Source organism: Streptomyces sp. CAI-85, from assembly GCF_013363615.1.
GTDB lineage: Bacteria > Actinomycetota > Actinomycetes > Streptomycetales > Streptomycetaceae > Streptomyces > Streptomyces antibioticus_B.
The window spans coordinates 515,141-541,424 of the sequence record NZ_JAANNX010000002.1 but is presented as its reverse complement, the minus strand read 5'-3'; the positions used below and the strand labels follow the sequence as shown (position 1 = coordinate 541,424).

The 26,284-nt window shown below is 71.4% G+C and carries 18 protein-coding genes and 4 pseudogenes; 11 read left to right on the top strand and 11 right to left on the bottom strand.

Annotated features, from left to right (window positions below; all coding sequences use genetic code 11):
* Positions 1–39 precede the first annotated feature (39 nt).
* Positions 40–609, top strand: coding sequence for a TetR/AcrR family transcriptional regulator (locus G6W55_RS05490; protein ID WP_175519594.1), 570 nt, complete (start codon positions 40–42; stop codon positions 607–609).
* A 46-nt stretch (positions 610–655) separates the two neighbouring features.
* Here G6W55_RS05490 and G6W55_RS05485 read toward each other — a convergent pair.
* Positions 656–1,133 (bottom strand): annotated as a pseudogene (locus tag G6W55_RS05485) (IS5 family transposase); the annotation flags it as partial.
* Positions 1,134–1,170: 37 nt separating this feature from the next.
* On the opposite strand from G6W55_RS05485, the pseudogene G6W55_RS05480 reads away from it, so the two are divergent.
* A pseudogene (locus G6W55_RS05480) lies at positions 1,171–1,980 on the top strand (IS5 family transposase).
* Positions 1,981–1,988: 8 nt separating this feature from the next.
* Here G6W55_RS05480 and G6W55_RS05475 read toward each other — a convergent pair.
* A pseudogene (locus G6W55_RS05475) lies at positions 1,989–2,347 on the bottom strand (transposase); the annotation flags it as partial.
* A gap of 227 nt (positions 2,348–2,574) precedes the next feature.
* Here G6W55_RS05475 and G6W55_RS05470 point away from each other — a divergent pair.
* Complete coding sequence (locus tag G6W55_RS05470) at positions 2,575–3,048, top strand: trypco2 family protein (protein WP_254876102.1); 474 nt, start codon at positions 2,575–2,577, stop codon at positions 3,046–3,048.
* Position 3,049: 1 nt separating this feature from the next.
* Entirely contained in the window at positions 3,050–4,765 is a 1,716-nt protein-coding gene (locus G6W55_RS05465) for a trypsin-like peptidase domain-containing protein (protein WP_175519593.1), read from the top strand.
* A 493-nt stretch (positions 4,766–5,258) separates the two neighbouring features.
* On the opposite strand, the gene G6W55_RS05460 is transcribed toward G6W55_RS05465, so the two are convergent.
* Complete coding sequence (locus G6W55_RS05460) at positions 5,259–5,618, bottom strand: DUF6193 family natural product biosynthesis protein (protein ID WP_175519592.1); 360 nt, start codon at positions 5,616–5,618, stop codon at positions 5,259–5,261.
* Between G6W55_RS05460 and G6W55_RS05455 the strand changes: the two are divergent.
* Positions 5,600–6,423 (top strand): annotated as a pseudogene (locus G6W55_RS05455) (IS5 family transposase). The gene G6W55_RS05460 and the pseudogene G6W55_RS05455 sit on opposite strands and share 19 nt — an antisense overlap.
* On the opposite strand, the gene G6W55_RS05450 reads toward G6W55_RS05455, so the two are convergent.
* The 3 genes from G6W55_RS05450 to G6W55_RS05440 form a co-directional block, all read right to left on the bottom strand.
* Positions 6,405–6,872, bottom strand: coding sequence for a DUF5959 family protein (locus G6W55_RS05450; RefSeq protein WP_175519591.1), 468 nt, complete (start codon positions 6,870–6,872; stop codon positions 6,405–6,407). The pseudogene G6W55_RS05455 and the gene G6W55_RS05450 sit on opposite strands and share 19 nt — an antisense overlap.
* Positions 6,873–6,957: 85 nt before the next feature.
* On the bottom strand, positions 6,958–10,488 hold the full coding sequence (mfd, locus tag G6W55_RS05445) for a transcription-repair coupling factor (RefSeq protein ID WP_175519590.1): 3,531 nt from the start codon (positions 10,486–10,488) through the stop codon (positions 6,958–6,960).
* 209 nt (positions 10,489–10,697) lie between these two features.
* Positions 10,698–11,039, bottom strand: a complete 342-nt coding sequence (locus G6W55_RS05440) for a helix-turn-helix domain-containing protein (RefSeq protein ID WP_175519589.1) — start codon at positions 11,037–11,039, stop codon at positions 10,698–10,700.
* A gap of 451 nt (positions 11,040–11,490) precedes the next feature.
* Between G6W55_RS05440 and G6W55_RS05435 the strand changes: the two genes are divergently transcribed.
* Positions 11,491–11,919, top strand: a complete 429-nt coding sequence (locus tag G6W55_RS05435) for a phospholipase A2 (RefSeq protein WP_309243634.1) — start codon at positions 11,491–11,493, stop codon at positions 11,917–11,919.
* Positions 11,920–12,106: 187 nt separating this feature from the next.
* On the opposite strand, the gene G6W55_RS05430 is transcribed toward G6W55_RS05435, so the two are convergent.
* Both G6W55_RS05430 and G6W55_RS05425 read right to left on the bottom strand, forming a co-directional pair.
* Positions 12,107–14,686: an ABC transporter permease gene (locus G6W55_RS05430; RefSeq protein ID WP_175519587.1), complete on the bottom strand. Its 2,580-nt coding sequence runs from the start codon at positions 14,684–14,686 to the stop codon at positions 12,107–12,109.
* Entirely contained in the window at positions 14,683–15,471 is a 789-nt protein-coding gene (locus tag G6W55_RS05425; protein ID WP_030792612.1) for an ABC transporter ATP-binding protein, read from the bottom strand. Before G6W55_RS05425 ends, G6W55_RS05430 begins: the two co-directional genes overlap by 4 nt.
* 415 nt (positions 15,472–15,886) lie before the next feature.
* On the opposite strand from G6W55_RS05425, the gene G6W55_RS05420 reads away from it, so the two are divergent.
* The 3 genes from G6W55_RS05420 (at position 15,887) to G6W55_RS05410 (ending at position 19,689) form a co-directional block, all read left to right on the top strand.
* A complete protein-coding gene (locus tag G6W55_RS05420; protein ID WP_175519586.1) occupies positions 15,887–17,437 on the top strand; it encodes an MFS transporter in 1,551 nt (516 codons plus the stop codon).
* Positions 17,438–17,641: 204 nt separating this feature from the next.
* Positions 17,642–18,043 (top strand): DUF485 domain-containing protein, encoded by a 402-nt coding sequence (locus G6W55_RS05415; RefSeq protein ID WP_175519585.1) that lies wholly within the window; start codon positions 17,642–17,644, stop codon positions 18,041–18,043.
* On the top strand, positions 18,040–19,689 hold the full coding sequence (locus G6W55_RS05410) for a cation acetate symporter (protein WP_175519584.1): 1,650 nt from the start codon (positions 18,040–18,042) through the stop codon (positions 19,687–19,689). Before G6W55_RS05415 ends, G6W55_RS05410 begins: the two co-directional genes overlap by 4 nt.
* Positions 19,690–19,793: 104 nt before the next feature.
* Here G6W55_RS05410 and G6W55_RS05405 read toward each other — a convergent pair whose 3' ends face one another.
* The 3 genes from G6W55_RS05405 to G6W55_RS05395 all read right to left on the bottom strand — a co-directional run bounded on the left by G6W55_RS05405 (position 19,794) and on the right by G6W55_RS05395 (position 24,654).
* Positions 19,794–20,678, bottom strand: a complete 885-nt coding sequence (locus G6W55_RS05405; protein WP_175519583.1) for a cellulose-binding protein — start codon at positions 20,676–20,678, stop codon at positions 19,794–19,796.
* Positions 20,679–20,852: 174 nt separating this feature from the next.
* On the bottom strand, positions 20,853–23,651 hold the full coding sequence (locus tag G6W55_RS05400) for an SUKH-4 family immunity protein (protein ID WP_175519582.1): 2,799 nt from the start codon (positions 23,649–23,651) through the stop codon (positions 20,853–20,855).
* Between the two features lie 7 nt (positions 23,652–23,658).
* Positions 23,659–24,654: an SMI1/KNR4 family protein gene (locus G6W55_RS05395; protein WP_175519581.1), complete on the bottom strand. Its 996-nt coding sequence runs from the start codon at positions 24,652–24,654 to the stop codon at positions 23,659–23,661.
* Between the two features lie 301 nt (positions 24,655–24,955).
* On the opposite strand from G6W55_RS05395, the gene G6W55_RS05390 reads away from it, so the two are divergent.
* Together G6W55_RS05390 and G6W55_RS05385 are read left to right on the top strand one after the other, a co-directional pair.
* Complete coding sequence (locus G6W55_RS05390; protein ID WP_175519580.1) at positions 24,956–25,516, top strand: YwqJ-related putative deaminase; 561 nt, start codon at positions 24,956–24,958, stop codon at positions 25,514–25,516.
* 52 nt (positions 25,517–25,568) lie between these two features.
* A complete protein-coding gene (locus G6W55_RS05385) occupies positions 25,569–26,066 on the top strand; it encodes an SUKH-3 domain-containing protein (RefSeq protein WP_175519579.1) in 498 nt (165 codons plus the stop codon).
* Positions 26,067–26,284: the final 218 nt, after the last annotated feature.

Sequence of the window (26,284 nt, the reverse complement as noted above, 5' to 3'; positions counted from 1 at the left end):
CGAACTTGTCAATGCCTAGATTCGACGTAGGCTGCTGTCATGAGCCCGTACCACCACGGCGATCTGCGCCGCGCCATCCTCACCGCCGCGCTCGACGTCATCGCCGCCGACGGCCCCGCCGCGCTCAGCCTGCGCGATCTCGCCCGTCGCGCCGGTGTCTCGCACGCGGCGCCCGCCCACCACTTCCGGGACCGCACCGGTCTGCTGACGGCCATCGCGGCCGAGGGCTTCGGCCTGCTCGCCGCCGCGACGAGGGAGTCGGCGGACCTGAAGGAGGCGGGGGTGCGCTACGTCCGCTTCGCCCGCGAGCACCCCGCCCATTTCCAGGTCATGTTCACGCCCAGCCTGCTGCGCGCCGACGACCTCGAACTCACCACGGCCCGCTCCCTGTCCGCCGACGCCCTGCGCACCGTCGTCGCGCAGGCCCGCCACACGGACGAGGGCCCGGAAAAGACAGAGGACGCCCGCCTCACCGGCATCGCCGCCTGGTCCGTGGCGCACGGCTTCGCCACGCTCCTGCTCAGCCACAACCTCGACGAGCTGGTGGGCGACCGCGCCCCCGAGGAGGTCTTCGAGACCCTGACCGGCCTGCTGTTCCGGCCACTCTGACCTCCCCGGGGCCGCCCCCGGGACCCGGCCGAGGCCCTAACAACGGCTACCGCAATGAGCTGAGTTGTCGGTGGGTGATGAGGCAGCAAGCGAGTTCGAGGAAAGCTTCATGGATGTCGACTCTGCGTTCCCAGCGGATTCGCAGGCGTCGGAAGCCGTGCAGCCGCGCGAAACTCCTCTCCACGACCCAGCGGCAGGTGCCAAGTCCGGTGCCGTGCCGGGTGCCGCGACGGGCGATCGCGGGCACGATGCCGCGGGCGCGGACCTGGTCGCGGTAGATGTCGTGGTCGTAGCCCCGGTCGGCGAACAGCGAGTCGGGCTTGCGGCGGGGGCCTGCCGGCCCGGCCGCGGACCGGCGGGATCGCGTCGAGCAGCGGCAGCAGCTGGGTGACGTTGTTGCGGTTGCCGCCGGTCAGCAGGACCGCGAGCGGGGTGCCGTGCCCGTCAGTGATCAAGTGGTGCTTCGAGCCCGCCCGCCCCCGGTCGACCGGCGAGGGGCCCGTGTGGCTCCCCCTCTTAGACGCCATTTCAGTTGGCGTGGTCTTGCGGCAGTCCGGGGTGATGACTGCTGCGCTTGTCGAGCGGATGGCGCCCGAAGAGTTGTGGACGTTGTTCCAGCGGGTGGTGCCGCCGGCACCGGTCCGCCCCGCAGGGCGGAGGGCACCGCCGGCGAGGGGACCGCGAGGTGCCGGCCGCGATCGTCTTCGTGGCCACCTCGGGCTGTACCTGGAACCAACTCCCGCCGGGCTTCGGGCTGTCGGGGGTGACCGCCTTCCGACGGTTCACCGAGTGGACCGAGGCCGGGGTGTGGGCCAAGCTTCACCGCCTGGTCCTGGACGAACTCGGTGCCCGGGGTGACCTCGACTGGTCGCGGTGCGCGATCGACTCCGTCAGCGTCCGGGCCCTCAAAGGGGGCAGCCGACGGGACCGAATCCAACCGACCGCGGCAAGAAGGGATCGAAAATCCACCTCATCGTCGACCGTCAAGGTCTGCCCCTGTCGGTCGGCATCTCCGCCGCCAACCTCCACGACAGCCAGGCCCTCATCCCGCTGGTCTGCGGCATCCCGCCCATCCGCTCCCGACGCGGCCCGCGCCGCCGGCGGCCCGGCAAGCTGCACGGCGACAAAGGCTACGCCTACCGCTACCTGCGGCAATGGCTCGACTCCCGCGGCATCCGGCACCGTCTCGCCCGAAAGGGCATCGAGTCATCCCAGCGCCTGGGCAGACACCGCTGGGTCGTGGAGCGGACCGTGTCCTGGCTGTCCGGCTGCCGACGCCTCCACCGCCGCTACGAGCGCAAGCCGGAACACTTCCTCGCCTTCACCGCCATCGCCGCAACCCTCATATGCCACCGCAGACTCGCCAAGTGAAATGACGTCTTAACGCCCACATGCGAGGAGTCGACCACGCAGCGGGACCAGTCCAGCCTCGACGCCGCGTTCAGCTCAGCCAGCAGGACCTCGTGCAGCCGCTGCAATACGCCGGCCTTGTTCCAGTCCCGCAGGCGACGCCAGCACGCCATGCCCGAGCCGAAGCCCAACTCCTGTGGCAGGTACTCCCACTGGATTCCTGTGTGCAGCACGTAGAAGATCCGCACAGCACTTCCCGGTCGAGCAATGCCTTGCGACCCGGATACCGGAACCTGCGCTCACGCTGCGGCAGCAGCGACTCCAGGCGGTCCCACAGCTCATCCGACACGATCCACAGCGACGTTCCCACACCAAACCGAACGCTCAACTACCGCCCCGAACAAGGCCACCAGGGCCGATCCACCTCATTGTGTCAGCCGTTACAAGGCGCCCAGCCCCAGCCTCGTCGGCCTGCCTGGCGCACCGCCGAGGGCGAGCTCGTACCACTCAATATTCCGTACGCACACCACCGCCTGCCGTGAGCGACGAGGTACTGCCCGGCCATGCGCCCACGACGGCCGCACACCGAGCTCGTGGACGCGCACAACAGCGGGAATGGAGATCCAGCGGTTCGGCGTTGACGCCCGCGCCGCAGTCGTGTCGATGTCGGGTACGCGCGCAGGTGAATTCGGCTGCGCACAGGGCGCGGTGTTGGGCAGACTGATGCCCGATGAGCCCGCTGCTGGGGTCGGGCTCCAGGGGCGGGGTGCCAGGGTGACGGAGATCGGGTTGGCGGCAGCGATCGAGGAGCTCCGCCGGGAGCTGTACGCCGCGCAGGACGCCGGTGCTGGGCAGCAGTTCGCCCTCGAGATCGACGAGGCGCAGTTGGAGCTGCTTCTGGAAGTGCGCGCCGAGGGCCGTGGCGAGGGTCGGTTGTCGTTCGGCGTGGCGTCCCTGAGCGGCGGCGGGGCGGCATCCCAGGCTCGTACCCACAAATTGACATTGAAGTTGAAGGTGAAGGATCGCGCCGCCGGCGGCGCGCGTGCCGAGATCGGTCACCAGGAAAGTGGCTCCTGGGAGGTGGTGTGAAGTGGACCCACGACGGCTGACGGACGTCCGGGCGGGGGACGACGAGAAGCGTCATATCGTCGGCTCCGGGTACCTGATCGCACCGAGACTGGTGCTCACCGCCCGCCACGTGGTGTCCAAGGAGGGCGAGGACGGGACCTGGGAACGCTGGGAGCGTATCGAGGTCCGGGTGGGGCATCCAGGCGCGCCGTACGGGGGGGTGACACGGTGCGGGGCCGCTGTGGCGTGGGTGGCGGCCTCCCTGGACGTGGCTGTCCTGGAGCTCGACAAGGAGGTCGAGGCGACTAGGGCCGTGGTCTGGGGTCTGCCCACCGGCAGGGACGCGCTGGACTACAACGGCATGGCGTTCCCGTTTCACGCGAGCGAGGACGGCACGAGGATCGTCGAGCAGTTACGGGGCAGTCTTCCCCCACTGGCCGCAGGGGGCAAGGAGCACAACCTCTACGTCTTGGACCAGGCAGCTGCCCCCAGCTCGCCGTCCAAGAAAGGTGTGCAGCCGTGGGGCGGGGCGTCAGGGGCAGCTGTGTTCTGCCAGGACCTGCTGGTCGGTGTGGTGGTGTCCGACGACCCCCGTCACGGCCACCGGCGGCTGCACGCCGTACCCGTGCACGGCTTCGTCTGCGACGCCGCATTCCACGAGGTCCTGACAGCGCACGGCCTGGCCGTGCCGGACCTCCAACCTGTGTCGGCCAACCCCAGGCCTTTGTACCCACACGACGGGACCCGCCACCGTGTGCAAAGAGCGGCCACCTGGGCGGTGTCCGTCCTCACATTGTGTGCGGTGGTGGTTGCGGTGGGGGTGGCCTTCACACGGATCGACCTGCCAGACCGGAAAGACCGAGGAGACCGAGGTCACCCCGGACAGCCTTCCGCCTCAGCGGCCGCGAAGTCTCCGGCCGCCCTGAGCGACCCGGCCGGTACGGCGGACAGCGACGTCGGGGGGCTGCCGCGCGGGACGAGGCTGCGGATGACAGCGACAGTCAGCGGCCCGGAGGAAACCATGCAGGCGGCGTTCGCCGAGAGCGATCTCGCTCTGCTCACTGGCGTCCTGAAGATGCCTATGATTTCCGCGGCCCCCATGCCCGCAGACCTGGCCAAACTCATCGAGACCAAGGGGTATCTAGTACCCGGGGCGTTGGTGAATCTAGTGGTCGAAGGCTTGGACGGAGACGTCGAGATCACCAAGATCCGGCCTGTCGGCACCAGCAGAGAACAGATCCCGCTCGGTGCCGCCTTCTACTTCCCGAGCCAGGGCGGCGGGGACGTCCGCCAGATGGACTTCGACATGGACGACGACTCACCTGTCGCCAGGATCCCCTCTGACGGCACGGCCTCCAGCTCTGTCGGCAGGCCCTTCTTCACGTCTCAGCGGATCACGGTCGAACAGGGTGAGTCGGAGAAGCTTGCACTGAACTTCAGCACCGTCAGAGGCGCGTACACATTCAGGGTGGCCGTCAACTATGTGGCGGGCGGCAAGGAGTACAGCCAGTTCATCGAGGACGGCCTGGGGAAGCCACGCCTGTTCCGCATCAGCGCTGACCCATGCCCGTGGGAGGGCATGCGCAGCCGCCTGACGCCACAGGACATCCGCATGCTCGGGACGATGCACTACCGCCACGTCAGAGACATCGACGAGCAGGCTGCACCGCTGGGCACCTACCAACTCGTCTCCGCCGACCCAGCAGACCGCGCTATGGGCGAGGCCCTGTGCTCCTGAGTCCAGACCGCCCGTTGCCATCTGCCGACAAAGGGACAAGGGACCCAAGCCCACGACGGCATGGCCACCCCGTACTCCGGCCATTTACCTGTACGTCGTTGCCGCCGATGACGTCCGCAGCGATCTAGCCCGGTGCGCAGGCCATCTCGGCGCCGGACACGACCTCGGTGAAAACGTCCGGGAGAGCGCCCCGCCGTAGCCGCTCGGTTACGAAGCCGGCCTACTCGACGTTCACCCGCGCACTTCGCCGCTCGCAAGTGTGGCCTCACTGCGAGCCGTGTCATGCCGCGACCGGCCGCAACGTCGCGGTGGTCGCATATCCGCCCGGCAAGGAAGTCCAGCTCGCTGGCTGGAGCTGCCGGACGCACCGGACGCCCGGGGAGTCAGCGCGCCTGCTGATGGCGATATCTGAATATGGCTCTGGCCGCTCGATCGTGAAGGATCTCGACGAGAAGCTGCGGGTGATGATGTCGACGTGTGCGGCCACACACCGTCACACGTGCTCGTCCGAGGAGGTGGTGCTGACAGGCTCGGGGCCGGTGGGCAGGAGTTCGCGTACCAGGGCCACGGCCTCTTCGGCGGTCTCGACTTCGCCGATCACGGCGAAAGGACTGCGTCGGCAGATCTTGAACCGTCCGTTGTACAGGGGCTCGATCGATCCGGCCTCCACACTCCAGGGGTAGCTGGTGGAGCTGCTGAAGAGCAGGGCGAAGTAGCTGGTAAACGGATACAGCCGTCGCAGTCGCGGTTGAACGGGGGCAGCCTCGAGCAGCGGAACGATGCCCGGATACAGGCTCCCGGGCGAGCGGACCTGGTGTTTTGTCGGGGTGCGAGGTGGCTCGGCCGAAGCCATGGGAAGTCGATGACGAGTTGTGGACGGTGGTCGAGCCGCTCTTGCCCAGGGTCGAGCGGCGGACTCGTCACCCTGGGCACAAGCAGCATCCGGACCGTCTGGTCTTTCAGAGCATCCTGTTCGTCTTGCACACCGGGAGCGCCTGGGAACACCTGCCGCAGGAACTCGGCTTCGGCTCAGGCATGACGTACTGGCGCCGGCTGACCGAGTGGACCGAGGCTGGCGTCTGGCCCGGCTGCACAAGGTCCTCCTGGCCGAACTGCGTGGTGCGAACGCCCTCGGCTTCTCCCGGGCGGCGATCGACGGCTCCCACATCCGGGCATTAAAGGGGGGACCAAGACGGAACGAAGCCCCGTCGATCGGGGCAGGGCGGGCAGCAAGCACCACCTGATCACCGACGCCACCGGCATCCCCCTCGCGGCCACGCTGACCGGTGGCAACCGCAACGATGTCACTCGGCTCATCCCACTGCTGCAAGCGGTCTTGCCAGTGCGCGGCAAGCGCGGCCGGCCCAGGCGCCGCCCGGCCGCACTGCTCGCCGACCGCGGCTACAACCACGACAAGTACCGCCGCCTCGTCTGGGGCCTCGGCGTGAAGCCGGTCATCACCCGGCGCGGCACCGAGCACGACACCGGGCTCGGGACTCAACGCTGGGTGGCGGAACGCCTTTGCCCACCTGCACTGGTTCCGCCGCCTACGGATCCGCTGGGAGATCCGCGACGACATCCATGAGGCCTTCCTCACTTTGGCCTGCGCGCTCAGCTGCCGGCGCCGGCTGACAGCAATTCAGCGCCGCCACTCGTAGGCGCCTGTGGAGGTCTCCACAACTTCCCGAGGCCAGGCGCTCCTGACGCGCTGCAACCGTTCGTGATGGTCATTGGCCCATCCGTCAGCCAACCGCACCGGAACCCGGACCGATGTCCCCGTACTGGCAAAGTCTTCCACCACGACCACGGCGACTCCGTTCTGGCCGGACGGTTCGAATCGGATCTCGGGGTTGCGTCCGTCGTCCATCCATGCCGCGCCCCGTCCGGCGACGAGCGCACTCAGCACCTGTGACCAGCTGTCCAGGTCGTCCGGAGCCAGGCAGACACCAAGGCGCCCCTTGGCGAACCCGCTCGTGACGACGATCTCAGCGTCGAGGAAGTCGTGCCACGGCAACACCCCGGGCATATGGCGGCTCAACACCCGAACCAAGAGAGTGCTCTCTCCGTCGGCCAGACAAATGAGATCTATGGCGTTCTCTTCGGCCATCCCCACCCCCCACGCCACACATTGACTGCCGTCATGATGCACGCGCCCACCAGTCGGCCCGAACGAGGGCATTTCGTTAGGAGTTCTAGGACACCACCGACGTCAGGAACTCCCCCACCCAGCCCAGCAGTTCCCGCCCGACCAGCGGCTTGCCGCCGACCTTCGCGGTCTTCGGGCGGGGCACCAGCACCTGATGGGCCGCCGGCTTGATGACGGACCCGGGGTAGAGCCGCTTGAGCCGCAGCTCCTGCGACTCGCGCAACTCCACCGGCGCGAAGCGGATGTTGGTGCCCTGGAGGACGATCTCGCCGACCCCGCAGGCCCGCGCCAGCATCCGCAGCCCGGCCACCAGCAGCAGGTTCTCCACCGGCTCGGGCAACTTGCCGTAGCGGTCGACGAGTTCCTCGCGCACCGCCTTGATGTCGTCCTCCGAGTTGGCGGAGGCGATGGAGCGGTACGCCTGGAGCCGCAGCCGCTCGCCGGGCGCGTAGTCGTGCGGGACGTGCGCGTCGACGGGCAGCTCGATCTTGACCTCCAGCGGCGGCTCCTCCTCGATCCCGCCGGTCTCCAACTGGCGCCGGTAGTCCGCGACGGCCTCGCCGACCATCCGGACGTACAGGTCGAAGCCGACGCCCGCGATATGGCCGGACTGCTCGCCGCCCAGGAGGTTGCCCGCGCCGCGGATCTCCAGGTCCTTCATGGCCACGTACATGCCGGCGCCCATCTCGGTGTGCTGGGCGATGGTCGCGAGCCGTTCGTGGGCGGTCTCCGTCAGGGGCTTCTCCGGCGGGTACAGGAAGTACGCGTAGCCGCGCTCGCGGCCCCGGCCGACCCGGCCGCGCAACTGGTGCAACTGGGACAGGCCGAAGGTGTCGCCGCGCTCCACGATCAGGGTATTGGCGTTGGAGATGTCGATGCCGGACTCGACGATCGTCGTGGAGACGAGCACGTCAAACTTCTTCTCCCAGAAGTCGACCACGACCTGTTCGAGCGCGGTCTCCGACATCTGGCCGTGGGCGGTGGCGATCCGCGCCTCGGGCACGATCTCGCGCAGCCGCGCCGCCGCCCGATCGATCGACTCGACCCGGTTGTGGATGTAGAAGACCTGGCCCTCGCGCAGCAGTTCACGGCGGACGGCGGCGCCGATCTGCTTCTGCTCGTACGGTCCGACGAAGGTGAGCACCGGGTGGCGCTCCTCCGGGGGCGTGGTGATCGTGGACATCTCGCGGATGCCCGTCACCGCCATCTCCAGGGTGCGCGGGATCGGGGTGGCGGACATGGTGAGGACGTCGACGTTGGCGCGGAGCTTCTTGAGCTGCTCCTTGTGCTCGACGCCGAAGCGCTGTTCCTCGTCGACGATGACCAGGCCCAGGTCCTTGAACTTCGTCTCCGAGGAGAACAGGCGGTGGGTGCCGATGACGATGTCCACGGAGCCCTCGCGCAGGCCCTCCAGGGTGGCCTTGGCCTCGGCGTCGGTCTGGAAGCGGGACAGGGCGCGCACGTTGACCGGGAACTGCGCGTACCGCTCGCTGAAGGTGCCGAAGTGCTGCTGCACGAGCAGGGTGGTGGGGACCAGGACCGCCACCTGCTTGCCGTCCTGGACGGCTTTGAAGGCGGCGCGGACCGCGATCTCCGTCTTGCCGTAGCCGACGTCGCCGCAGATCAGGCGGTCCATCGGGACCGTCTTCTCCATGTCGTCCTTGACCTCGGCGATGGTGGTGAGCTGGTCCGGGGTCTCGGCGTAGGGGAAGGCGTCCTCCAGCTCGCGCTGCCAGGGGGTGTCGGTGCCGAAGGCGTGGCCGGGGGCGGCCATCCGGGCGCTGTAGAGCTTGATGAGGTCGGCGGCGATCTCCTTGACCGCCTTCTTCGCGCGGGCCTTGGTCTTGGTCCAGTCGGCGCCGCCCAGCCGGTGCAGGGTGGGGGCCTCGCCGCCGACGTACTTGGTGATCTGTTCGAGCTGGTCGGTGGGGATGTAGAGGCGGTCGCCGGGCTGGCCGCGCTTGGCGGGGGCGTACTCCACGACGAGGTACTCGCGCGTGGCGCCCTGCACCGTGCGCTGCACCATCTCGATGTAGCGGCCCACGCCGTGCTGTTCGTGGACGATGTAGTCGCCCGTCTCCAGGGTGAGCGGGTCGATGGTCTTGCGGCGGCGGGCGGGCATCCGGGCGCCGTCCCTGCCGGCCGCCTTCTGGCCGGACAGGTCGGTCTCGGTGAGGACGACGAGGCGCAGCGCGGGGTCGACGAAGCCGTAGTCGATCGAGCCGCACGCCACGTGCACGACCGCGGGGGTGATCTCGGTGAGGTCGGTGTGCAGCCGGGCGGCGACGCCCTCGCCGCCGAGCACCTCGACGGTGCGGGCGGCCGGGCCGTGGGCCTCGGTGACGAAGACGACGCGCCAGCCGTCGGCGAGCCAGCCCTTGGTGTCGGCGAGGGCCTTGGCGGTGTCGCCGCGGTAGGTGTCGGGGGCGTGCATGCCGAACTGGAGGGTGTCCGCCTCCAGTTCCAGGTCGGCGGCGAACGGCGACACCGACCACCACATCATGTCCAGCTCGCGCGCGCGGTCACGCACGTCGGCGAGGGACCACAGGGAGGCCGCGTCGACGTCGATGGGCGCCTCGCCGCCGCCCGCGGTGGCCGCCCAGGACGCCTGGAGGAACTCCTGCGAGGTGGCCACCAGGTCGGTGGCGCGCGTGCGGACCCGCTCCGGGTCGCAGACGACGGCCATCGCGCCCTTCGGCAGGACGTCGATCAGCAGCTCCATGTCGTCGACCAGCACCGGTGCCAGGGACTCCATGCCCTCGACGGCGATGCCCTCGGCGATCCTGCCGAGCAGCTCGCCCAGTTCGGGATGGTCCTCGGCGAGGGCACGCGCACGCGTGCGGACGTCTTCCGTCAACAGGAGTTCACGGCAGGGCGGGGCCCACAGGCCGTGTTCGGCGACCTCCAGGGAGCGCTGGTCGGCCACCTTGAAGTAGCGGATCTCCTCGACGTCGTCGCCCCAGAACTCGACGCGCAGGGGGTGTTCCTCGGTGGGCGGGAAGACGTCCAGGATGCCGCCGCGTACGGCGAACTCGCCGCGCTTCTCGACCAGCTCCACGCGCGCGTACGCGGCTGCCGCGAGCGCCTCGACCGTCTCGTTCAGGTCGGCCTGCTGACCGGTGCGCAGGGCGACGGGTTCCAGGTCGCCCAGGCCCTTCACCTGCGGCTGGAGCACGGACCGCACCGGCGCGACGACGACCGACACCGGGCCGGTCTCGGGGTCGTCGGAGCGGGGGTGGGCCAGCCGCCGCAGGACGGCGAGGCGGCGGCCTACGGTGTCGCTGCGGGGGCTGAGGCGCTCGTGCGGGAGGGTCTCCCAGGACGGGTACTCGACGACGCCGTCCGCGGGCAGCAGGGAGCGCAGGGCGGCGGCGAGGTCCTCGGCCTCGCGGCCGGTGGCGGTGACCGCGAGGACCGTACGGCCGGTCTCGCGGGCCAGCGCGGCGATCGCGAAGGGGCGGGCCGCCGGGGGCCCGACCAGGTCGACGTGCATGCGGTTGCCGTCCGCGGCCGCGGGGATCGCTTCCGCGAGGGCGCTGTCCTCGACGACGGCGTCGAGCAGACCGTGCAGGCTCATGTGGGGCTTTCCGTCCGGCGGCCCGGGGGACGCGCGCCCGGGAGGGGCGGGCGTACCGGGGACCTGGGTGGGCAACACGAAGGGCCCGACGCGTGTCACGGGCCGGGGGTGTCCAGAGTACGACGGGGCGGTGCGGTTCGCCGGGGGCTGTGGACAACGCGGCGTCACCCCGTGCCGGGCCCTGTGGACGGAGCCCTCGGCGCGGGGGGTCAGCGCGCCCCGGCCTCCGTCGCGGCCCTGGCGTTCGGCTCACGGGAACCGCGGAAGCCGACGGCCACCCCGCGGCCCGGTTCTATCACCACGAACAGCGCGGAATCGAATGCCGCCGCGATTCTCTCCAATAAGGGAATGGTCGGCATGCACTTCCCGTGCTCCAGCCGGGATATCGCCGCCTGTGTCATACCGGCGAGTTCGGCGAGCCGAACCTGGGTCATCCCGACCTCACTCCTCCGATTCCGGACGGCCTTCCCCAAGGATTCCTCGACGGATTCCTGACGTTTCCTCCCGGTGCGTAATGCCGCCTTGTTCGCCCCCCGCTGGTACCGATCCACCACAGCTCCCGTCTGTTGTCACGTCCGGTCGGCGCCTGTTCCTGGTCGATCACGCAGCAGGGAGAGTAGACGCCGCAAGGCCGCTCGATCCCTTGCTTGAGGAAGATCTGAGCTTCATCCCGCACCCTTCATCCCGCGCCCTTCATCTCACGTATTACATATAGCGGAACCGATATGGCGCGATCGCCGCAGAACAATGCCTGATCAGCGGCTCGGAATTCATGGTTCCACTTCACCCTGACCGAGAATTCCCAATTGTCAATTGCCATCGCCGCGGCGGGCGTGCCAACGTTGCGCCACCTCGCACCGAGAAGGGAAGAAATTGAAGACTGTACGAAATTCTCTCCAGGTCGCCGCCCTTTCGGGAATCATCCTGCTGGCCGGAACCACACCCGCTCTCGCGGATTCCTCCTCGTCGACCACTTCGGCTTCGACACAGGCGGCAGCCGCTGTGACGAAGGCCCAGAGACTCGCGAAGCTGAAGACTCTCACCGGGAATTCCTCGGCCTCCCAGGACTCCTGGTTCACCGCTCTCGGACAGTACCGGCAGCACAAGCAGGCGATCACCAAGTACAAGTTCAACTGGTCGACCGACTACTGCTCCGGCTCCCCGGACTCCCTTGCCGGCGGATACGACCTGAAATTCGCCTGCTACCGGCATGACTTCGGATACCGGAACTACAAGAAAATCGCGGGCAACGCCGCATTCCGGAGGGACCACAAGCTCAGGATCGACAAGGCTCTCCTCGGCGACCTGAACCGGGTATGCGGCAACAGGTTCTGGGCCGACCCGTACACGCCGGCCCAGCGCAAGAAGCTGAAGACCGCCTGCCTCAAGTCGGCCAAGAAGTACTACAACGCGGTCCGCGCCCTCGGCTGACCTCCCCCGTCGGCCCGTCACCGCTCGGCCAGTCCCCCTCCCCGACCGCTCCCCCCTCCGGCCGGACCCTGTGGCGGTGGCAGGCACACGACGGCGGGGCGTGGGATCACACCCCACGCCCCGCCGTCCGGGCCGCGCCGGAACCCCCTGGGCCCTGTCGGCCCAGGCCCTGTCGTCACGACAGGACCTAGTCCGTCGCGATCGCGTTCAGTACGTTCATGCGTCCCGCCCGGAACGCCGGGATCAGGGCCGCGAACAGGCCGACGAACGCCGAGCCGATGAACACCCCAGTGATCGTGGGCCACGGGATGTCGAGGATCTTCAGGCCCTCCAGCGCCAGCAGCTTCTGCGCCGTCGCGCCCCAGGCCATTCCCAGTCCGAGTCCCAGCGCGGCACCGAACAGCGCGATGACGACCGACTCCATGCGGATCATGCGGCGCAGCTGGCGGCGGGAGAGGCCGATGGCCCGCATCAGGCCGATCTCCCGGGTGCGTTCCACGACCGAGAGGGCCAGGGTGTTGACCACGCCCAGGACCGCCACGACGATCGCCAGGGCCAGCAGGCCATAGACCATGTTGAGCAGCTGCCCGACCTGGTCCTTCAGGGTCTGCTTGTAGTCGGCCTGGTCCATCACCTTGACCGTGGGGTTCGTCGCCACGGCGGCCTTCAGCGAGGCGTACGCCTCGTCCTTGTGCCCGTCCTCCGCCGTGGCCAGCAGGGCGGAGGCCAGCGGCATCCGGTCGGCCGGGACGTACCGTTCGGCCGTCGCGAGAGCCAGATACATCGCGCCCTGGTCGAGCCCGGTGTCGTCCGAGGTGACGGCGGCGACCCGGAGCCTGGCCGTGCGGCCCTGGTCGAAGGCCACCGTCAGCGTGTCACCGACCTTCACGCCGGTCTTCTCCGCGAACTCCGACCCGACGGACATCGCGCCGTCGCCGTAGGCGGCGGACAGCTCACCCGAGAGGGTCTCGCGGCGCAGGTCCTCGGCATAGGTGGGATCGGCGGCAAGCAGGTCCTCCTTGTGGACCGAGCCGTCCGGCGCGGTCAGCTCGGCGGGCACCTCCTTGATCCGGGTGACATGGGCGAGGCCCGGCACCGCCGTCACGTCGCGCTCCGTCTGCGGGTTGAGAAGAGTACGGCCGTCGGCGGTCCGGACGATGAAGTCCGCCCCGACGGATCTGTCGAGCTCGTCGGTCGCCGAGGCCACCAGCGAGGAGCCGACCACCGACAGGCACGCCACCAGGGCCAGACCGATCATCAGGGCCGCGCCCGTGGCACCGGTCCGGCGCGGGTTGCGCAGGGCGTTGCGTTCCGCCATGCGGCCGACCGGGCCGAAGGCCCGCAGCAGCACCGCGCCGAGCACGCGGACCATGCCGCCCGCGAGCAGCGGGCCGATGACGACGAAGCCGATCAGGGACAGGACCACACCCGCCCCGAGGACCAGGGAACCCTCGCTCGCCTTGTCCGCCGTCGTCGCCGTGTAGAGGGCGAACCCGCCGGCGCCGGTCAGAACCAGGCCCAGCACGCCGCGTACGAGGCCCGCCCTGCCGTCCGCCGGTGTACCCGCGTCCCGCAGGGCGGCCATCGGGGAGATCTTGCCGGCCCGGCGGGCGGGCAGGTAGGCGGCGAGGACGGTGACGACGACGCCGAGGACCAGGCCGATCACCGGGGTCGTCCAGGCCACCGTCAGATCGTCGGTGGACAGGTTCATGCCGGTCATGCCCATGAGCTTCATCAGGCCGATCGCGAGGCCGACGCCCGCGCCGATGCCGAGGACCGAGCCGACGAAGCCCAGGAGGAGGGCCTCGGCGAGGACCGAGCGGTTGACCTGGCGGCGGCTGGAGCCGATGGCGCGCATCAGACCGATCTCGCGGGTGCGCTGGGCGACCAGCATCGAGAAGGTGTTGATGATCAGGAAGATGCCGACGAGGAAGGCGATCCCGGCGAAGCCGAGCATCGCGTACTTCATGACGTTCAGGAACTCGCCGACGTCCTCGCGGTTGGCGTCGGCGGTCTCCTTGGCGGTCTGCACCTTGTAGTCGGCGCCGATCGCGGCCGTGACGTTCTTCTTGAGCTGGTCGTCGCTGACGCCGGCCGCGGCGGTGACGTTGACGTTGGTGTAGACGTCGGGCTCGCCGACCAGCGCCCGCTGGGCGGTCGGGGCGTCCAGGTAGAAGATCGCGGCGCCGGGGTTGGTGACGGTGAAGGTGGCGATGCCGGAGATCTTCGCGGTGTGCGTGCCGACCGCGGTGATCACGCCGATCTCGTCGCCGAGCTTCAGGCCGTGCTTGTCGGCGGTGTCCGCGTCGACCATGATCTGGCCGGCGCCCTGGGGGGCCGCGCCCGAGGTCACCTTCATGGTGCGGGCCTCGTTGGCGTTCCAGCTCCCGACGATGGTGGGCGCGCCGCTGGACGGCGACAGGTTGTCCTTGTCGGCGTCGACCACGGTGACCGCGCTGGAGAAGACGCTTCCCTCCGCCGACTTCACACCTTGCGCCCCGCGGACCTCGTCGAGGACGGCGGCGGGCATGACCGGCGGCTTGCCGTTGCCGGAGGTGGTCTCACCGGTGTCGGAGGCGCCCTTGGCGCTCACCGTGACGTCGGAGGAGGTGGCGGCGAAGAGCTTGTCGAAGGTGGTGTTCATCGTGTCGGTGAACACCAGCGTCCCGCACACGAACGCCACCGACAGCAGGACGGCGACGGCCGAGAGGGCCATGCGTCCCTTGTGCGCGAAGAAGTTGCGCATCGAGGTCTTCATGACGGTCATGACGTGCGCCCCCGGGCGTCGAAGTCCTTCATGCGGTCCAGGACGGTGTCCGCGGTGGGCTTGAACATCTCGTCGACGATCCGGCCGTCGGCGAGATACAGCACCCGGTCCGCGTAGGAGGCGGCCACCGGGTCGTGGGTGACCATGACGATGGTCTGGCCCAGCTCGTCCACGGAACGGCGCAGGAAGCCCAGGACCTCGGCGCCCGCGCGGGAGTCGAGGTTGCCGGTGGGCTCGTCGCCGAAGATGATCTCGGGGCGGGCCGCCAGGGCGCGGGCCACGGCGACGCGCTGCTGCTGGCCGCCGGAGAGCTGGGTGGGGCGGTGCTTGAGCCGCCCGGCGAGTCCGACGGTCTCCACGACCCGGTCCAGCCACTCCTTGTCGGGCTTGCGGCCCGCGATGTCCATGGGGAGCGTGATGTTCTCGAGCGCGTTCAGCGTCGGCAGCAGGTTGAACGCCTGGAAGATGAACCCGATCCGGTCCCGGCGCAGCCGGGTGAGCTTCTTGTCCTTCAGCCCGGTGATCTCGGTCTCGTCGAGATAGATCTCCCCGGACGTGACGGTGTCGAGTCCGGCGAGGCAGTGCATCAGGGTGGACTTGCCGGACCCGGAGGGGCCCATGATCGCGGTGAACTGTCCCCGCGCGATGTCCACGTCCACATGGTCGAGCGCGACGACGCGGGTCTCTCCGGACCCGTACGCCTTGACGACCTGCCGCGCCCGCGCGGCGACGGCCGTACGCCCTCCAGTGCCCCCGTGCCTGGGAATGGTCACAGCCGAAGTCACGGTAAGTCTCCTCAGTGGGAAGCCGGTGCGTAGCGGGAAGCGCTACGTCGAAGAGTCTGTCGGCGGGAGGGGGTCCGGCGCGCTGGTGCCGGGACCCCTCTTCTCGGGGGGTTAACCCCACCCTCCGCCGGAGGGGTTGGCCGCCCCCCAGCGGCCTGATGCCAGGTTATGGACGCGGACGGGCCGTTCTCCTCCTCCGGCGGTACGAACCCTCCCCGAGCCGTAGTACGGAGGAACCCCTAGGGGGCCTCCACCGACAGGTGGAGAGCCTCTCGGGGTGTCTCCACCCCGCCGCCTCACCAGGCTCCACCCTGCCGTCGCGTGAGGGTCAACCCTCCCCGGGTACGGGCCCCGGATGCGAAGCTGTCCCGCGGCAGATGGATGCAAGGGGCACGAGATTCGGGGAGGGCATCCGGTGGGCGACGCGAGACCCGTGGCGCGTGAGAGCACACGGCGGCCGGCCGAGGCGCACCGGCGGGGCGCGGTGGTCGCCGCGCTGATGCTCGCCATGGCGCTGGCCGCCCTGGACTCCACCATCGTGGCCACGGCCGTCCCGCAGATCGTGGGCGATCTCGGCGGGTTCTCCGTCTTCTCGTGGCTGTTCTCCGGCTATCTGCTGGCCGTGACGGTCACCCTGCCCGTCTACGGCAAGCTCTCCGACACCTTCGGCCGCAAGCCGGTGCTGGTCGTCGGCGCCGCGCTGTTCCTGCTCGGCTCGCTGCTGTGCGCGCTGGCCTGGAACATGGGGGCGCTGATCGCGTTCCGGGTGGTGCAGGGGCTGGGCGGCGGGGCGTTGCAGGGCACGGTGCAGACGCTCGCGGCGGATCTGTACCCGCTGCGGGAGCGGCCGCGGATCCAGGCACGGCTGTCCACGGTGTGGGCGGTGTCGGCGGTCGCGGGTCCCGCGGTGGGCGGGGTGCTCGCCGCGTACGCGGACTGGCGCTGGATCTTCCTGGTCAACCTGCCGGTCGGCGCGGTGGCGTTGTGGCTGATCGTCCGTCATCTGCACGAGCCGCAGCGGGAGTCGGGCCCCGGATCGGTGCGGTCGGCGCCCCGCGCGCGGGTCGACTGGGCGGGCGCGCTGGCCGTGTTCGCGTGCGGCGGGACGCTGTTGACGGCGCTGGTGCAGGGCGGGGTGGCCTGGCCGTGGCTGTCGGCGCCGTCGCTGGCGCTGTTCGGGGCGGGGCTCGCGCTGGCCGGGCTGGTCGTGGTGGTGGAGCGCCGGGCGGCGGAGCCGGTCGTGCCGGGCTGGGTGTGGCGGCGCCGTACGATCGCGGCGGTCAATCTGGCGCTGGGCGCGCTCGGTCTGCTGATGGTGGCGCCGACGGTGTTCCTGCCGACGTACGCCCAGGCGGTGCTGGGTCTGGGGCCGGTGGCGGCCGGATTCGTGCTGTCGGTGTGGACGCTGAGCTGGCCGGTGTCGGCCGCGCTCAGCCAGCACGTCTACCGGCGGGTGGGTTTCCGGGACACCGCGCTGCTCGGCATCGGGGCGGCCGCGCTGATCCTGCTGGCGTTCCCGTTCCTGCCGTATCCGGGCGCGGCCTGGCAGCCGGCGCTGCTGATGCTGCTGCTCGGGGCGGCCCTCGGGCTGTTCCAACTGCCGCTGATCGTCGGGGTGCAGTCGACGGTGGGCTGGTCGGAGCGCGGGACGGCGACCGCGTCGGTGCTGTTCTGCCGGCAGACCGGGCAGACGGTCGGCGCCGCCGTGTTCGGCGCGGTGGCCAACGGGGTGCTGGCGGCCCGGCTGGGCGGCGCGGGCGACCTGGACTCCGTCACGCGCGCGCTGGACGCGGGGACGGGAGAGGCGGGGGCGGCGGGGACGGCGCACGAGGCGATCCGGCACGCCGTCGCGAGCGCCGTGCACGCCGTGTATCTGGGTGCCGCGTGCGCTGCCGCACTGGCGTTCGTCGTTCTGCTGTGCGTGGCGCCGCGACGGTTCCCGGTACTGCGGGAACCGGGCGACTGACGGGTCGACGCCGCGCGAAGCGGGGTGGTCGGGGCGGACGACGTCGCAGGTCAGGTCCAGTTGTGAAGACTCCGCGCGTACCGACCGACCAGTTTGGTGAAAAGCCTTCGCTATCCGGCTACTGCCAAGTAACGTGCGTCACCTCACACCCCCCAGCCTCCCTGCCGTCCAGCGCCATGGACCCGAGCCTGCAAGGAGTACGGGATGTCCCACGACCCGTATCCGCACGACCTGACCTACCCCTGGCAGCCGCCTCCCCCGCCCCCGCCCGCCCCGCGCAGGACGGACCACCGCACCCCCCTCGGGCACCACAGCGACCTGCGGATCCTGCGCGGCGCCTACCGCCGCCAGCGGCGCGTGGCCACGCTCACCGCACTCGGCTACTTCGTGCTGTTCCTGGTGCTGTCCGCGTTCGCGCCGTCCCTGATGACGGCCACCGTGGGCACCGGCCTGCCCACCGGGCTGCTCCTCGCCCTGCTCCAACTGCCCGTCACCTGGCTGGCGATCACCCTCTACGAGCGCACCGCCCGCCGCCATGTCGACCCGCTCGCGGACCGCATCCGCCGGCAGTCGGAGATCGACGTACGCCGAGGAGCGACCCGATGAGTACCGCCCCGCTCCCCCGACTCGCCGCCTCCGTCACGGAGTTCAGCGGCGACGCGCAGACCATGTCGCTCGTCGCCTTCACCGCCGTCGCCACCATCACCCTCCTGCTGTGCGTGATGACCGGCCCGGACCGCGACGACCTCGACGAGTTCTACACCGGCTACCGCTCCCTGTCCCCGCTGCGCAACGGCCTGGCCATCGCAGGTGACTACATCTCGGCGGCCACCGTCCTCGGCACCACCGGCGTGATCGCCCTGTGCGGCTACGACGGCGTGGTCCTCGCCCTGAGCACCGCCCTGTCGCTGATGCTGCTGATGTTCCTGCTGGCCGAACCGCTGCGCAACGCGGGCCGGTTCACCATGGGCGACGCGCTGGCCCGCCGGATGCCCGGCCGTGCCGTGCGCATCACCGCCTGCGCCGTCACCCTCGCCGCGCTACTGCCGATGATGCTGGTCCAGCTCGCCGGCACCGGCCAGCTCCTCGCCTTCATGCTGGGCTTCTCCGGGGACGCGGTGAAAACCGCCTGCATCGTCTGCATGGGCGCCCTGATGATCAGTTACGCGGCGATCGGCGGTATGAAGGGCACCGCCCTCATCCAGATCCTGAAGATCGTGATGCTGCTCGGCTCGGGGGCGGTCGTCGCGCTGCTGCTGCTCAGCCGCTTCGACTGGAACCCGGGCGCCCTCTTCGACGCGGCGGCCCGCGGCAGCGGTGTCGGGGACGCCTTCCTGCGCTCCGGGCTGGAGTTCGCCGGCGGACCCTACCCGCGCCTCGACATGATCACCGGTCAGCTCGCGGTCGTCCTGGGCGGCGCCTGTCTGCCGCACATCACCATGCGCATGTACACCGCCACCGACGCCCGCCAGGTACGCCGTTCGCTGTCCTGGGCGGTCTCGGGCGTGACGCTGTTCGTGCTGGTCATCACCGTCGTCGGATTCGGCGCCACGGCCCTGATCGGGCGCGCGGTGATCGCCCAGGCCGACCCGCAGGGCAACACCGCCTATCTGCTGGGGTCGCGGGCCGCGTTCGGCGCCGACGTCTCCACCGCGGAGACCCTGCTGTTCACGGCCGTCACCACGGCGATCTTCCTGACCGTGCTCGCCTCGGTCGCCGGGATGATCCTGGCCTGCGCCAACTCCCTGGCCCACGACGTGTTCGCCGGTATGGTCCGGGACACCTCGGCGCGCCGCGAGATGCTGCTGGCCCGGCTCTCCGCGCTCGCCGTCGGCATCCCCACCATCCTGCTCGCCACCCAGGTGCAGCACCGCAGCCTCCAGCCGCTGATCACCCTGGCCTTCTGCATCGGCGCCTCGGCCCTGGCCCCCGCCCTGGTCTACAGCCTCTTCTGGCGCCGCTACACCCGCACGGGCCTGCTGTGCACCCTGATCGGCGGCACCCTCGCCGTGCTGGTGCTGATGCCGGGCACCAACCTGGTCTCCGGCTCCCCGGCCGCGGCCTTCCCCGAGGCCGACTTCAACTGGTTCCCGTTCACCACCACCGGCGTCGTCACCGTGCCGCTCGGCTTCGCCCTCGGCTGGCTGGGCACGCTCGCCTCCGGCCGCACCGAGTCCGAACAGCAGCGCCGCCGCTACGAGTCGGTGGAGGGCTGGATCCTGGCGGGGGCGGCGGTGCGCAAGGGGGACTGACCTCGCGTCGGGACACCGCGGAGGGAACCGTCGGCCGCTCCGGCGCGCGGCGCGGAAGGGGGGCCGCCGGCCCTCCGCCGTGCGGCACGCGAGAGGGCCGACGGTCACTCGACGGTGTTGCCGGTGAGCACTCTCAGACTGTCGCGCATCTGGTCCATGTGCGCCTGCACCTCGTCCCAGCGCTCGCCGTGCTCGCGCAGGACCCGCTCGGTGTCCCGGGCGACCCGCTCCTCCTGGAGCCGGGCCTCGGCGAGGATCTCCGCGGCCCGCTTCTGGGCCTCCTCGTGCCGCCGCCGGTTGGAGTCCTCCATCTCGGCGAGTTCCCGCTCCGCCTCGGCCAGCGACTCCTGTGCCCGGGCCATCGCCTTGGCGTGCTGCGCCTCCATGGCGGCGATCCGCTCCTCGGTCTCCCGCTCCAGCGCGGCCGTCTTCTCGGCGTGGTCCCGCTTGGGGTCGACCAGCATGCCGGCCGTGCTGTTGCGGACCTTGCGCAGCCCGGACAGCTCCTCCTGACGGAACTCCTTGAGCTTGTTGCGGGCGTCGACCCTGATCCCGTGCGCCTCGGCGCGGGCGGCGAGCAGCCGGCGGCGGGCGTTCTCCCTGGCGTCCTCGCGGAGCATGTCGGCCTGCTTCTGCGCCGACCTGCGCACCACGTCGGCACGTTCCTCGGCCTGCGCGACCTGCGCCTCGGCGTCGGCGCGGGCGTTCGCCACGACGGCCGTCGCCTCCTCCTCCACCAGCCGGAACAGCTCGCGGGCGCGCTCGCCGAGGGCCTCGTACTCCTGCGGTCCGAGCCGGGTGAGGGCCGAGCGCAGCCGCTCGACCTCGCCCACCATGTCCTTGGCGAGCACCGTGAGCCGGGCGACGCGCTCCCACGCGGCGTCGCGTTCGGCGGAGAGCGCGGCGGTGTAGACATCGACCTCTCTGGGCCGGTAGCCACGCCCGCGAACGGTCACGAACCCCGGCACTGCAACCCGTGCGCTGCTCATGTGCAGCCCCTCTCACCAGACGAACGCGAAATAGGATTTCGCGCATATCTTGATGTATCGGGCGTAAGTGTTCATAACGCGACACTCCGCGCGCAGGTTATGGGCGGCGCGGGGCATAAAAAGGGCCTGGCCCGGTCGTCCGACCGGGCCAGGCCCTCACACCGCACCACTCGTCTAGAGCAGTCCGTCCCACATCTGTTCGAGCAGCACGGACCACCAACTGTCCGGCGACCCCAGTGCCGCCGGGTCCAGCGAGACCAACTGCGCCTGGAAGTCGACGGTCCAGCGGCCCGCCTGCTCCTGGTTCAGCCCGTACCGCAGCCGCCACATCCGCCCGAGCAGCGCGAGGCAGCGCGCGAACTCCGGCAGCCCGGTGTTCACGAACTGCGGCGGTACGGACGCCCCGCCCGGCCCCGCCTCCACGGGCACCGCGACGATGTTCGCCGTCCCGTACTGCACACAGATCGCCTTGCCGAAGTCACTGCCCATGACGAGGTACGAGCCCGCGTCCGGGGCCGGCTGCACACCCCGCTCGGCCGCCAGCTCCGCCAGCGTCGGCACCGGCCGCCCCGGCTGGGCCTGCGCCCAGAAGAACGGCCCCATGTCCAGCGGCAGTCCGGCCGCCACCAGCGTGTGCGCCACCACCGGCGGCACCCCCTGCCGGGACACCGCGGCCTGCTCGAACCGGAACACCCCAGGGCCGAACGCCGCCGCCAGCTCCTGCGCGATCGCCTCCGGCGGGATGGGCGGCGCCGGCTGCACCGCGGGCAGCGGCGCCCGCACCGGCGCGGGCCGCGCGGGGCCGTCCGCCACCTGGTGCAACTCGCCCTGGTGAACCAGCAGTTGCTGCATGCCCTGCTGCCGGCTCGCGTGGTCCGTGCCGTACGGCGCGATGCTCGTGATCCGCGCCTGCGGCCACTGCTCCCGGATCATCCGCGCGCAGTACGCGCCCGGCAGCTCGCACGACTCCAGCTCGGTGTGCAGCTCCAGCACCTGGTCCGGCGGCACGTTCAGGGCGCGCAGCTCGTGGAAGATCTGCCACTCCGGGTGCGGAGTGCCCGGCGCCGAACGCCGGATCACCTGCTGCTCCGACCCGTCCTGCGCCCGGTAGCGCAGCACGGCCTGGTAGCCGGGTCCGACCGTCGGCAGGCCCTGTGCCTGCGGATACCCGTACGACGGCGGCTGCCCCGGACCGGGAGCGGGGGCCGGCGGAGGCGGCACCGCACCGGGCGGCATCCCCGGAACACCGGGCGCGCCGGGAGCGCCAGGAGCACCGGGAGCGCCCGGGGCGTGCGCGGTGGGCGGCGGGGGCGCGCCCGGGCCGCCCACGGGGGGCGCCATGACCGTACGGGCGTGGTGTACGGCGCCCTGCGCGCCCCCCGCGGAGCCGGGAGCGCCGGGCGGGGTCTGGGGTGCGCCGGGCGCACCGGAGCCCGCGGGGGCGTTCGGCGGCTGCGGCGCGCCCGGCCCCATCTGGCCGGGGTCGGCGAACATCGTGGCGGCATGGTGCATCCCGCCGGGAGGCGTACCCGGCCCACCTGGGGCACCGGGGGCGCCGGGCGCACCCGGTACCTGCGGTGTGCCGTCCGGTTCGAGGGCGGAGACGAGCTGCGTCGGTACGTACCCGCCCGCCGGGGCACCGGGCGTACCTGGCGTACCGGGCGTGCCAGGCGTACCGGGGGGAGGCGGCGTGGCGCCCGGCCGCGCCCCCGGAGCGCCGGGCGCACCCGGCGGAGGCGGCGGCGTCGACCCGCCACCGCGCGCACGGCGCGGCGGCGGCGCGGCCTTGCTGGTCGCCGCGTCGGCGATGTCACCGGCGTGCGGCGGAAGCGGCCGCGCGGGCGTGGCCGGACCTGCCGGACCTGCCGGACCGGCCGGGGGCTGCGGCTGCGGCGCACCGGCGCCGAAGGAACCGCCGGGAGCACCCGGCGCCCCCGGAACACCGGCCCCCTGCGAGGAGCCGTACGACGGCGGAGGCGGCGGAGGCGTGGGCGCGCCCCCGGGCCCGCCCGGCGCACCGGGTCCACCCGCCGTGCCCGGACCGCCGAGCGCCGGCCCCACCGCCGTCGCCGGCAACTGGCTGCCGCCCGACATCAGCGCGGTCTTGGCGTCCGGCGCCGTGGAGGGCGGCGGCAGTTCGTCGTCCGAACCGCTCAGCGGCGGCGCGAAGACGGTCGCGGGCAGCGGTACGGAACGGTCGTCCCCCGCGTCGGCGTTGGTGTCGGTCCCGGTCCAGGGCGTCGCCCCGGGCGGCACGGCGGCGGCCGGAGCGGCGGGCACGGCGGGAGGCGGCCCGGCCGGCACCCCGGCCTGCGTCTCCGCGAGCCCGTTCCCCGGCAGCGGCACGGAACGGTCGTCCCCGGCGTTGGTGTCGGTCCCCGTCCACGGCGTCGCCCCGGACGGCACGGCGGCGGCCGGAGCCGCGGGCACGGCGGGAGGCGGCCCGGCCGGCACCCCCGCCTGCGTCTCCGCCAGCCCGCTCCCCGGCACCCCGGCCTGCGTCTGCGGCAGCGCGGCATCGGGAGCCACCGGCCCACCGGACCCACCGGAAGCGGCAGGAGCGGCGGACGAAGCCGGTGCCGACCCGCCCCGCTCCCCGATCCCCATCCGGTCCGCCGCCTCCTGCAACCACTCCGGCGGCGTCAGCAGGAACGACGTCTGGTTCAGATCCACCCGGGCCGGCGGCGCCGGCACCGCGTCCGCGGGCTCCTGCGCACGCCCGTACTCCTCCTCGTAGCGGCGGATCACCTCACCCACCGGCAGCGCCGGCCACAGCGTGGCCTCCCCGCTGTCCCGGGCGATCACCAGCCGCTGCGCGCCCCCGTCCGAGCGCGGACCGTCGGCACGGTCCTCCGCCCACACCACGAACCCCAGCTCGAACTCCCGCACCCGCACCTCACGGTGCTGGTACGCGGGCACGTCCCCGTTGATCCAGTCCTCGGCGCGCTCCTGCGCCTGCGCGAAGGTCACCATCGTCCGCTCACTCCCCCGCGGCCACGGACGCCACGGGCACCGCACGCGCGAACCCGCCGTCCACCATCAGATTCGCCACCGTCTCCAGCTCGGGCGGATTGCCCGCGAGCCGCGACAGGAACGCGTCGAAGTCCTCACCGCACGGCAGCAGCAGCCGCTCCACCCGCTCGGCGGGCGGCACCCCCGGATCCGCGTCGCGCACATCGTCGTAGGCGCAGAACCACACAGAACCGATCCGCTCGCCCTTCACCTTCACGGCCAGCAGACCGCCCTGGACGAAACCGACGCCCAGGTAGTCCTTCGTCAGATGGTCCCGCAGGCACTTGTTCACATAGACCAGGTCGTTGACCGCGGCCTCGTCGCGCACCGTGAAGAACGGCTGGTCGACCAGCAGCCCCAGCTCGGCGTCGAGCGCCGCGCCCACCGGGGCACAGCCGCCCGCCGCCCGCAGGAACGACCGGTACGCCCCAGGCAGCCGGTACCCGAGGTCCTCCTCGACTCCCTGCACCTGCTGCTCAGACACCGCCGCACCCGACTTCGGCAGCCCGAAGTGCGCCGGACGCGTCTCCTGCAACGGGCGCGTGCCCCGCTTCGACTGGTCCACCACCGCCGTCGAAAGCCCGCCGTGGTGCCGCAGCAGCGCCTTCACCTCGACCGGCACCAGTTCGAGCCGCCGCGAGTCCACCACGTGGTGCCACGTCCAGCCGTGCGGCGTCGCCACGTTCGGCACCGTGTCCCACAGCTCGTGCCCCGAGGCCGCCATCGCCGCGTTCGCCGACACGTAGTCCGTCAGCCGCAGCTCGTCGACCCCGAAACCCTCCGGCGGCTCCGCGATCTCCGCGGCCGCCCTGGCGTACGCCGAGAAGTCCGGGTAGCCGCGCTCGTCCACCCGCACCCCTCTCGGGTGCCGTGCCGCCCGGACCGGATCCGGGAAATGCACGACCTGCCCGGCATAGGCCGCGTTCGGCGGCGCGGCTTGCTGCCCGAGCCGACTCGTCGTCATGGCGGTTGCCCCCTGCGGCACTCTGTACGGCCCGCAGCGGCCGGTTCCGCTTCCGGTCCCGAACCACCACGCCCCGTATGCGACTGTCTCCAACGGTTGCCAACGCGCGTCGACCGCGCGCCTCACAGTGGCGACAGCCTATGCGGTACGACGACACGGGTCACCGGGCCTCCGCTTCCGTGACCTGCCGTCACCCCGCCGTGACAGCCCGCCCAAACCCGGGCGTGTCGCGGCGCCCCAGCTTCCGCACCCGCCACGCCATTTGGCACTCTGTGACGTCCGGGGGGATGCTCGGGAGGGGATGACGATCATGAACGCAACGCAAACGGGACCGCACCAGGCCAGGTCGGGAGATGTGCGCCACACCGGCGCCGCCGGCGACTCCACCGGCGACCCCCGCGTCGGCTGGTCCGCCACCGACGCCCCCCACACGCCCACGCTCCGTCACCGCCGCGACGGCATACTCCCCACCGTCGCCGCCGCCCTCTCCGTCCAGGGCGCCACCCTCACCGGCACCGCCGCCCGCGGCGACCAGCCCCCGCCGCTGCACCCCCTCGTCCAGGACTTCCTCGACACCCTCACCAGCGCCCAGCGCGACCGCTTCACCGGCCGCTGCGCCGAGGCCCTCCTCATCTCCCGGCACCTCGCCGCCGCCGACGCCGCCCGCAGCAGACGCTCCGCCCGAAAACCCATGACCAACGGCGAAGCCCGCAAGGCGCTCAGAGCGGCCAAGCTCACCACCCGGCACATCCGCGAGGACGGCGACCCGCTGCACGGCAGCTTCGCCCCGCCCTGCCGCGCCTGTACGGCCCTCAGCGCCCACTTCGGCGTCCGCGTCGTCGACCCGGAAGCGACCGGCTGACCCCACGGCGGCCCACCCAGCACACCCGCACCGGCACGACGAACGAAGGCAGATGCACCCCGAACAGCGCACCTCCACCACCCGCTTCCCCGTCCCCATCGACGCCGCCCTGCGCACCGCGGGCTGGCAGCCCGGACGCTGGGACATCAAGCAGGCCGAGATCTGGGCCGACACCCTGCGCGACCACACCTCGCCCGCCGGCCACCGGCACGCCGTCTTCCCCGCCGCCGTCGAGGCGTGGGCCGAATTCGGCGGCCTCACCATCACCCCCGGCGCCGGCGGCCGCCGGATCGCCCCCGCCACCCTCCATCTCGACCCCCTGCACGGCCTCCACATGGCCCGCACCCTCGCCGACCTCGGCCGCGCCCTCGACACCGACGTGGCCCCGCTCGGCACCGAGACCGACACCGGGGCCGTCCTCGCCATCGACGACGAGGGACGCGTCTACGCCCTCGACCACACCGGCGACTGGTACCTCGGCCCCGACATCGACCACGCCCTGTCCGCCCTCCTCACCGGCACCGAACCGGCCCGCCTCACCGCGGACTGACCCCACGCCCGGCCAGAAGGCCCCACCGGAAGAATCGATTCACCACCGACGGGACCGACCGCCCCCACCAGGACGATCGACCCACCGCCGACCAGACCGGCCGCCTCCACCGGGACGATCAGCCCACCACCAGCCGAACCGACCGCCCCCCGCCGAGAAGTTCAGCCCACCGCCGACCGGACCGATCGCCCTCGCCAGGACGATCAGCCCACCGTCAG